Here is a 9,077-nt window from a genome sequence, read left to right on the forward strand (position 1 = left end):
TATGATGCTCTGCGTAAGACTTAACAGGAACCGCCGTATACGGAACCGTACGTACGGTGGTACGAGAGGATGTGGAGGCTAGGCGCCTCCCCCTATCTCAATTACTTTAAAAACTGTTAAAGAATCTAACGCAGTCAAAAAGTTACGCACTAAGAATGACGAAGGGCTTGGCGAGCAGAGTAAAACGACTTATACACCAATAAAACCCAATTAAGCGGAAATCAGACCCATACACGAAATATTTAAAAAATTTTTATTTTTAAAGAAGGATTATGTAAAATGGTGAAGAATATCTGTATTACGTTCTTAATATGGAAAAAGGTGGTGTTTTACATGGAAGTGACTGACGTTAGATTACGCCGTGTTAATACAGAAGGCCGTATGAAAGCGATTGCCTCCATAACAATTGATCATGAATTCGTAATTCATGATATCCGAGTGATTGATGGAAACAACGGCATGTTTGTTGCGATGCCAAGCAAAAGAACGCCAGATGGCGAGTTCCGCGACATCGCGCATCCGATCACATCAACAACTCGTGAAAAAATTCAAAACGCTGTATTAACTGAATATCACCGTATGGGCGAAATGGAATCTGCATTTGAAGAAGCAGGCGCTTCCTGATTCCGATACGGAAAATAGGGACCCGGCAAAAGCTAGGGTTCTTTTTTTTGTGAAAAAAAGGAACCAAGGATTGCAGCAAAATGCCAAATAGCGGATACGGCCTTTCTGGAACATTTATCTATCTAGTGACAATACCGCATCATTCCTTGAAATGACTATCATTATAAGATATATTCGTATTGGAATATGAGGATATATTGGAGGTTCGTGATGATAAATCGTTATGCAGTTATACTGGCTGCTGGTCAAGGAACGAGAATGAAATCCAAATTATATAAAGTCCTTCACCCTGTATGTGGAAAGCCGATGGTCGAGCACGTAGTCGATCAAATTTCTGCTCTGGATATGAAGAAAATCGTAACCGTTGTCGGACACGGCGCTGAAACGGTGAAAGAACATCTTGGCAAGCGTGCCGAGTATGTGCTTCAAGAGGAACAGCTCGGAACCGCTCATGCTGTTATGCAGGCAGAATCAGCACTTGCTGGGGAAAAGGGCATCACGCTCGTAGTTTGCGGCGACACTCCGCTTATCACATCAGAAACGATGCAGAAACTGATTGACGAACATGTTGCGTTGAACGCGAAAGCCACGATTTTGACTGCCAAAGCGGAAGACCCTACAGGCTACGGCCGAATCATCCGCAATGCAGAGGGTACGGTTGAACGCAACGTTGAACATAAAGATGCTTCAGAAGAAGAACGTCTGGTGAAAGAGATCAACACAGGCACGTACTGCTTTGATAATGAAGCGCTTTTTGCTGCGCTTAAGCAAGTGAACAATGATAACGTCCAAGGTGAATATTACCTACCGGATGTTGTCGAAATCATCCAAAAGCAAGGGGAAGTCGTTGCGGCTTACCAGACACCGTCGTTTGATGAGACGATGGGCGTGAATGACCGCGTTGCTTTATCGCAGGCAGAAAAAATCATGAAACGCCGTATTAATGAAATGCATATGCGTAACGGCGTGACGCTGATCGACCCAGAAGCTACGTACATTTCAGCAGATGCCCAAATTGGCAGTGATACGGTCATTTACCCAGGCACGGTGATTCTAGGTGCCGCTAAAATCGGCAGCGAAAACGTCATCGGTCCGAACAGCGAGATCAAAGACAGCACGATTGGCGACCAGAACGTCATCAAGCAGACGGTCGTTCATGACAGCGAAATTGGAAGTTATACAACTATCGGGCCGTTCGCCCATATCCGCCCTTCTTCACAGCTTGAGAACAACGTTAAGATCGGCAACTTTGTTGAAGTGAAAAAATCAGTGATGGCAGAAGGAAGCAAAGCCTCTCACTTAAGCTACATCGGCGATGCTGAGATCGGCCGTGACGTCAATTTAGGCTGTGGTTCGATTACAGTGAACTACGATGGCAAGAACAAGTTCCTGACGAAAGTGGGAGACGGCGCCTTTATCGGCTGCAACTCCAACTTGATCGCTCCAGTAACAGTTGGAGCAGGTGCGTATGTCGCTGCTGGATCGACTATTACAGACGATGTACCGGGTGAGGCGCTTTCCATTGCCCGTGCACGCCAAACAACAAAAGAAAATTACGTTCAAAAGCTAAACGAGAAAAGAAAATAATACTTTTTATTTCTGGGAAGGGATGAATCACATAATGGCAACGTATGTAGATCCAACGTTAAAACTTTTTACACTGAATTCAAATCCGGAGCTGGCGCAGGAAATCGCCGACCACATCGGGATTGAACTAGGCAAGAGCTCTGTAACGAAATTCAGCGACGGAGAAATCCAGATCAACATCGAGGAAAGTATCCGCGGAAGCGAAGTATACGTGATTCAATCCACAAGCGATCCGGTTAACGATCACTTGATGGAACTGTTGATTATGATCGATGCACTTAAGCGTGCTTCTGCGAAAACGATCAACATCGTCATCCCTTATTATGGCTATGCACGACAAGACCGTAAAGCGCGCGCTCGTGAACCGATCACAGCGAAGCTTGTTGCGAACTTGCTTGAGACTGCTGGAGCTACACGTGTTATCGCGGTTGATCTTCATGCTACACAGATTCAAGGTTTCTTTGATATCCCGGTGGACCAGCTGCTTGGTGTACCGATTCTTGCCAACCACTTTTCATCTAAAAACCTGGACGATATCGTTGTCGTGTCTCCGGACCACGGTGGAGTTACACGCGCCCGTAAACTGGCAGACCGTCTGAAAGCGCCGATCGCGATAATTGATAAGCGCCGTCCTCGCCCTAACGTTGCGGAAGTCATGAACATTGTTGGTAACATCGAAGGCAAAACGGCGATCTTGATCGATGACATCATCGACACAGCCGGCACGATTACACTTGCTGCCAACGCTCTTGTGGAAAATGGAGCGAAGGAAGTGTACGCATGCTGTACACATGCAGTACTTTCTGGTCCAGCGATCGAACGTATTGAGAACTCTAAGATTAAAGAACTCGTTGTATTGAACACAATCGCTCTTCCTGAAGAAAAGAAAACAGGAAAAGTAACACAGCTTTCCGTTGCACCGCTCCTTGGTGAAGCGATTATCCGCGTTCACGAGCAGCTTTCCGTTTCTAAGCTTTTTGACTAAAATGTTTTAAATCCTTGCTAAACGGGTAATCATGAAAAGAGACTCGTATTAGGAAGGTGAAAACATGACAGTTGAATTACAAGCTACTATTCGTTCTACAAAAAGACGGTCTGATTTAACATCCATTCGCGGAGAAGGCTATGTGCCAGCCGTGCTTTACGGTTATGGAACAGAAGCCCAATCAGTCTCAGTGCTGGAAACGGACTTTATGAAAGCGTACCGTGAAGTGGGGAAAAACGGTGTTATCAAGCTTAAAGCTGATAATAAAACGTACTCCGTCATGGTACAGGAAGTGCAGGCTCACCCGCTAAAGGAAGCTTACACTCATATTGATTTCGTTGCTGTAGATATGAATAAAGAAACCGAAGCAGAAGTGCCTGTTGTTGTGACAGGAGAAGCGCCAGGCGTGAAAGAAGGCGGCGTGTTGCAGCGCACGATGAACTTTGTCAGCGTCAAAGCACTGCCTAATGACATCCCTGAGCAGCTCGAAGTTTCGATCGAAGGCCTGAACATCGGCGATTCGGTATACGTAAAGGACCTGCCAACAGGCGGTTCATACGAGATCCTAAGCGAAGAGAATGAAGTCGTTGCTTCCATCACTCCTCCAACGGTCGTTGAGGAACCGGAAACAGAAGAAGGCGATGACGACGCTGCAAGCTCCGAAGCATCAGACACAGAAGAAGCTGAATCCTCACAAAGCGAAGAAAAAGAGCAAAAAGAAGAATAGATCACTCCAAAAAAGCACAGCCCCCAAGCTGTGCTTTTTTCTCTGTATATAAACTTTGGCTGTAAAACACCTTGGGATGCTATAGATTGTAAATTAAAAGTTCGCCAGGCAAATTCTAAAAGCGACTTGAAAAACTTTTTAATTTAATAGCGTCGTTGGAATGCATCTATACATACTAACGTGAAAGTTGCTGTTTAAGATCTTAGATGCATCTTTGCCAGTTGATTGGAGTGGAAGGTGCCGACTCCTGCGGGACGAGTGGTCAGGTGAGACCATTTAAAGGCGCGTAGCGACAAATGGGCTCACCGACCGCCCCGCGGAAAGCGTGCACCTGTAACGGAAATCAACAGCTCTCTTGAAGTTTCGATTTTTACACAACTGTCGGTTATAATACAATTAAACAAACATCATGCAGGTGGTTAAAAAGATGAAACTATTTATCGGTCTTGGCAATCCGGGACCTAAATTTGAAGATACACGCCATAATATTGGCTTTAAAGTGATCGATCAGCTGGCAGAGGAAATGAATATTCCGCTGCAGCAGTCTAAGTTTAAAGGACTGTACGGAACGGGAATTGTAAAAGGGGAGAAGGTTTTCCTTTTGAAGCCATTAACGTTTATGAACCTTTCGGGTGAATGCATTGGCCCGTTCATGGATTATTTCAACATACCGGTAGAAGACATGGTTGTGATTTACGATGACCTTGATACGGCGCCAGGGAAGCTTCGTCTGCGGGCAAAAGGCAGCGCAGGCGGTCATAACGGCATGAAATCCATGATCGCTCATCTTGGCACTCAGGAGTATAAGCGTATCCGATTTGGCATTGGCAGGCCGACCAACGCCCAGCCCGTTCCGGATTTCGTGCTTGGCCGCTTTTCAAAAGAGGAGCAGCCTTCTGTTCAGGATGGAATTGAAAAGTCGGCAAAGGCATGCGAAGCTTTTTTAACAGAAACCTTTGAAAATGTCATGAACCGCTTTAACGGGTAGAATCGTATAGAGTAGCCAGCCGCTGCCCATAATGTGTAGTAACAGATGCACATGAAAAGGAGGGTGGCAATGGCTGTCCATTATAACTGCCGGCATTGCAAGGCGCATATCGGCACAATTCAGCCAGCGGATGTTTCAGCAGAGCAGCTCGGATTTCATGCCTTATCGGACGACGAGCATAAAGAAATGGTCTCTTATACCTCAGACGGGGATATACATGTAAAAATCACATGCGAGGACTGTCAGGATGCTCTGCAAACTAACCCGGACTATCACGCACTATCACATTTTATCCAATAGGAAGACGCTTTGGACCCCTATATCTCGGTCGTCCAAGGCCTTTTTCTGTTTTTAAGTGCCTAAGCAAAGGGCAGAGCACACGGAGGGGAGCAGCACATGTTAAATCTTAAGCAATTTTTCAGCAAGGGTGAAGATATCCAGACTGTGATCAACGGCATCACAGGAGGGTTAAAAGAACAGTTGATCGCCGGCCTATCTGGATCAGCAAGAACGCTGCTGATCTCGTCTCTTTACGAGCAGGCAGACAGGCCGCAGCTCGTTTTGACGCATAATTTGTTTCAAGCGCAAAAGCTGTACGAGGAGCTAAGCGGCCTTATTCCTGAAAATGAAGTGTATCTTTATCCGGTAAACGACGTCATCTCATCCGAATTGGCGATTGCGAGCCCTGAGCTGAAAAGCCAGCGTCTGGAAGTATTGAATTTTTGGGCATCTGAAAATAAAGGAATTGTCATCGCGCCTGCTGCTGGTTTGCGCCGTTTCTTGCCGCCTGTCGAGCTGTGGAAAAAATGCCGCATCTCCATGGCAGTCGGCGATGATATCAGTCTGGATGATGTTCTTCTTCAGCTCGTTGCCATGGGTTATGAACGGTCGGCAATGGTTCAGGCACCAGGTGAATTCAGCGTCAGGGGCGGGATCATCGATATCTATCCGCTGACGGAGAAACAGCCTTTGCGAATTGAACTATTTGATACAGAAGTCGACTCCATCCGTTATTTTGATGAAGAAACACAGCGCTCTGGTGATAAAGTCAAGAATATTGAAATCGGTCCGGCACAAGAGCTGCTGCTTTATGAGGAGCATTATAAAAGGGGTGCGGCGCTGCTTGAGGAGAAGCTCGGAGCCACTCTAAAATCATTGAAAGACGATCAGATCAAGGAAATTCTCGTACAAAATATTGAGTACGAAGCAAGCCGATTGCGAGATCAGGAGAACTTTCAAGGCATGTTCAAGTATGCTTCCCTATTCTATGAAAAGCCGGCAAGCCTGCTTGATTATATGCCTGAGCATAGCGTCATCGTGATGGATGAAGCCGGCCGTATTCAAGAAAGCAACAACCAGCTGGATAAGGATGAAGCAGAATGGCAGACGGCCTTGCTCGAGCACGGCGAGTTTTTGCGCGATGTGCCGGTTTCGCCAAATGTGAAGCTTCCGGGAGATAAAGTGAAATTCCCGATTGTGTATATGTCCCTCTTTTTGCGCCACGTTCCGCACACGCAGCCGCAGAACATTCTGAACGTAGAATGCAAAAGCATGCAGAACTTCCACGGACAGCTGCATCTTTTAAAAGGCGAGATGGAGCGCTGGAAGAAGAGCGGAAACACGATTGTGTTCACAGCCGTAAACGAAGAACGCGCCGACCGGCTGGAGAGTGTGCTGAAAGACTATGACATTGAGGCGTCTCAGCTAAAAAGCGATACCGCGCTTCAAGCGAAAACAGGCCAGATCGTGATTGCGGATCTGTCTGCGGGTTTTGAGTCCGTCAAGCAAAAGCTCGTCGTGATCACAGAGGAAGAAGTGTTCACGAAAAAAGTGCGGCGTCCTGCCCGAAAGCAAAAGATGTCCAACGCCGAGCGGATCAAAAGCTACTCAGAGCTCAAAACGGGAGATTATGTGGTTCACGTCAACCACGGGATCGGAAAATACCTTGGCATTGAAACCTTGGAGATCAAAGGCGTCCACAAGGATTATTTGCATATCAAATATGCGGGTAAGGATAACCTGTATGTTCCAGTCGAGCAAATCGACCAGGTGCAGAAGTATGTCGGTTCAGAAGGTAAGGAGCCGAAGATCTACTCGCTTGGCGGCAGTGATTGGAAGAAAGTAAAAAGCAAAGTCAAATCATCCGTTCAAGATATTGCCGATGATCTGATCAAGCTGTACGCGGAAAGAGAAGCGAGCCGCGGCCATGCGTTCGGCGAAGACAGTGTCGAGCAGCGGGAGTTTGAGGGAAGCTTTCCATATCAGGAAACCGAAGATCAGCTGCGGGCGATCGATGAGATCAAGCAGGACATGGAGAGCATCAGGCCGATGGACCGCCTTCTTTGCGGAGATGTGGGCTACGGCAAGACAGAAGTCGCCATCCGCGCCGCTTTTAAAGCAATCATGGACGGCAAGCAGGTCGCCTTTCTCGTTCCCACGACCATTCTGGCACAGCAGCATTACGAAACGTTCCGCGAACGATTTTCCGAGTTCCCGATTAAGATTGGCTCGTTAAGCCGCTTCCGTTCTAAAAAGGAACAAAATGAAGTAATCAAAGGCTTAAATGACGGGACCGTGGATATCGCAATCGGTACCCACCGGCTGCTCTCAAAGGATATTAAGTACCATGACCTCGGGCTTCTTATCATCGATGAAGAGCAGCGTTTCGGAGTGACGCATAAAGAAAAGATCAAAACATTAAAAGCTAACATCGATGTACTGACATTAACGGCCACTCCGATTCCACGGACGCTGCACATGTCCATGCTAGGTGTACGGGATCTCTCTGTTATTGAGACGCCGCCTGAAAACCGGTTCCCGGTGCAAACGTACGTGATGGAATACAACGGCTCTCTCGTCCGAGAAGCGATCGAACGCGAAATGGGCCGCGGCGGCCAGGTGTATTTCCTATATAACCGGGTGGATTCCATTGATCGTATGGCAGAGCAGATTTCCATGCTCGTGCCTGACTGCCGTGTCGGATTCGCGCACGGACAGATGACCGAGAACGAGCTCGAATCCACGATGCTCGAATTTTTAGAAGGTGATTTGGATGTACTCGTGTCTACGACCATCATTGAAACAGGCGTCGACATTCCGAACGTGAACACCCTTATCGTGTATGATGCCGATAAGATGGGGCTGTCTCAGCTGTATCAGCTAAGAGGGCGTGTCGGGCGTTCGAACCGTGTGGCCTACGCGTACTTCACGTATCAGCGGGATAAGGTGCTGACCGAGGTGGCGGAGAAACGATTGCAGGCGATCAAAGAGTTCACTGAGCTCGGTTCTGGCTTTAAAATTGCGATGCGCGACTTGTCGATTCGCGGAGCGGGTAACCTGCTCGGGGCGCAGCAGCACGGATTCATCGACTCAGTCGGTTTTGATTTGTACTCACAAATGCTAGAAGAAGCCATTGAGGAGCGTAAAGGCAACAAACCGGCGGAAGAAAAAGCGCTGTTTGAGATGAACATAGAGATCGATGCCTACTTGCCAACCCAATACATTGAGGATGAAAAGCAGAAAATCGACATTTATAAGCAAGTCCGTGCCGTCAAAACACTGAAGGATGTGGAAGACGTGCACGATGAGCTCGTCGACCGATTCGGCGATTATCCAACAGAGGTACAGTGCCTGCTCCTTGCTGCAGCCATCCGCCTGCGCGCACGTAAGGAAGGATTCGCAAGCATCGAGCAAAAAGGCGATGTGGTAACGATGAAGCTAAAGCCAGAAGTCGCCAGCACCATTGACGGCAACAAAATCTTTGAGGCAGCAAACAAAATCGGCCGCTTCATCACACTCGACGCCACCAAAGGAGAATTCAAGGTCCTCATCCAACGCAAACGCCTAAAAGACCTAGAACTCCTCCAAGCCATGGAGAAACTGCTCAAAGAAATGAAAAACGTCAAGCGGGAAAAGAGTAAGTCCAGCTCATAAAGAGTTAGATTTTGTAATTGGATCAGCTTAATTGCTTTATCAGAAATGGAGTACTTAAGTAATAGAATTTTTTAAGATGTTTTAGAGGGTTTTATATAGCGTATTTAACGTTGAAAAGTTGATTGGAGGTAAGCCCGTATTCAAACAACGCATATAACTTGTATGGCACCTCCGGTACGATAGAAGTATCTCATTGAAGGAGGTGCTTTTCCATGCTGTCACAAAAACTGGCC

At 47.1% G+C, this 9,077-nt stretch carries 7 protein-coding genes; all 7 read left to right on the forward strand.

The features are described 5' to 3' along the window. Positions 1-333: 333 nt before the first annotated feature. The 7 genes from spoVG (at position 334) to mfd (ending at position 8,844) form a co-directional block, all read left to right on the forward strand. Positions 334-624, forward strand: a complete 291-nt coding sequence (spoVG, locus tag ACFQPF_RS11530) for a septation regulator SpoVG (RefSeq protein WP_094253260.1) — start codon at positions 334-336, stop codon at positions 622-624. Positions 625-834: 210 nt separating this feature from the next. Continuing rightward, positions 835-2,211 carry a bifunctional UDP-N-acetylglucosamine diphosphorylase/glucosamine-1-phosphate N-acetyltransferase GlmU gene (gene glmU / locus ACFQPF_RS11535; RefSeq protein ID WP_379749765.1) on the forward strand — a complete coding sequence of 459 codons (1,377 nt, stop codon included), beginning with the start codon at positions 835-837 and terminating at the stop codon, positions 2,209-2,211. A gap of 34 nt (positions 2,212-2,245) precedes the next feature. Then, positions 2,246-3,196 (forward strand): ribose-phosphate diphosphokinase, encoded by a 951-nt coding sequence (locus tag ACFQPF_RS11540; RefSeq protein ID WP_379749767.1) that lies wholly within the window; start codon positions 2,246-2,248, stop codon positions 3,194-3,196. Between the two features lie 64 nt (positions 3,197-3,260). Then, entirely contained in the window at positions 3,261-3,923 is a 663-nt protein-coding gene (locus ACFQPF_RS11545) for a 50S ribosomal protein L25/general stress protein Ctc (RefSeq protein ID WP_379749769.1), read from the forward strand. Between the two features lie 427 nt (positions 3,924-4,350). Beyond that, on the forward strand, positions 4,351-4,911 hold the full coding sequence (pth, locus tag ACFQPF_RS11550) for an aminoacyl-tRNA hydrolase (RefSeq protein WP_379749771.1): 561 nt from the start codon (positions 4,351-4,353) through the stop codon (positions 4,909-4,911). A gap of 69 nt (positions 4,912-4,980) precedes the next feature. After that, positions 4,981-5,211: an anti-sigma-F factor Fin gene (gene fin / locus ACFQPF_RS11555; RefSeq protein ID WP_379749773.1), complete on the forward strand. Its 231-nt coding sequence runs from the start codon at positions 4,981-4,983 to the stop codon at positions 5,209-5,211. Between the two features lie 96 nt (positions 5,212-5,307). Further along, on the forward strand, positions 5,308-8,844 hold the full coding sequence (mfd, locus tag ACFQPF_RS11560) for a transcription-repair coupling factor (protein ID WP_379749775.1): 3,537 nt from the start codon (positions 5,308-5,310) through the stop codon (positions 8,842-8,844). The last annotated feature ends 233 nt before the right edge of the window (positions 8,845-9,077 follow it).

Source organism: Fictibacillus iocasae, from assembly GCF_042665465.1.
Classification (GTDB): Bacteria; Bacillota; Bacilli; order Bacillales; family Fictibacillaceae; genus Fictibacillus; species Fictibacillus iocasae.

What these genes read in the sequence shown, in the direction of transcription:
- spoVG (WP_094253260.1), top strand. Translation starts at nt 334, where the DNA reads ATGGAAGTGACTGACGTTAGATTACGCCGTGTTAATACAGAAGGCCGT.
- glmU (WP_379749765.1), top strand. Translation starts at nt 835, where the DNA reads ATGATAAATCGTTATGCAGTTATACTGGCTGCTGGTCAAGGAACGAGA.
- ACFQPF_RS11540 (WP_379749767.1), top strand. Translation starts at nt 2,246, where the DNA reads ATGGCAACGTATGTAGATCCAACGTTAAAACTTTTTACACTGAATTCA.
- ACFQPF_RS11545 (WP_379749769.1), top strand. Translation starts at nt 3,261, where the DNA reads ATGACAGTTGAATTACAAGCTACTATTCGTTCTACAAAAAGACGGTCT.
- pth (WP_379749771.1), top strand. Translation starts at nt 4,351, where the DNA reads ATGAAACTATTTATCGGTCTTGGCAATCCGGGACCTAAATTTGAAGAT.
- fin (WP_379749773.1), top strand. Translation starts at nt 4,981, where the DNA reads ATGGCTGTCCATTATAACTGCCGGCATTGCAAGGCGCATATCGGCACA.
- mfd (WP_379749775.1), top strand. Translation starts at nt 5,308, where the DNA reads ATGTTAAATCTTAAGCAATTTTTCAGCAAGGGTGAAGATATCCAGACT.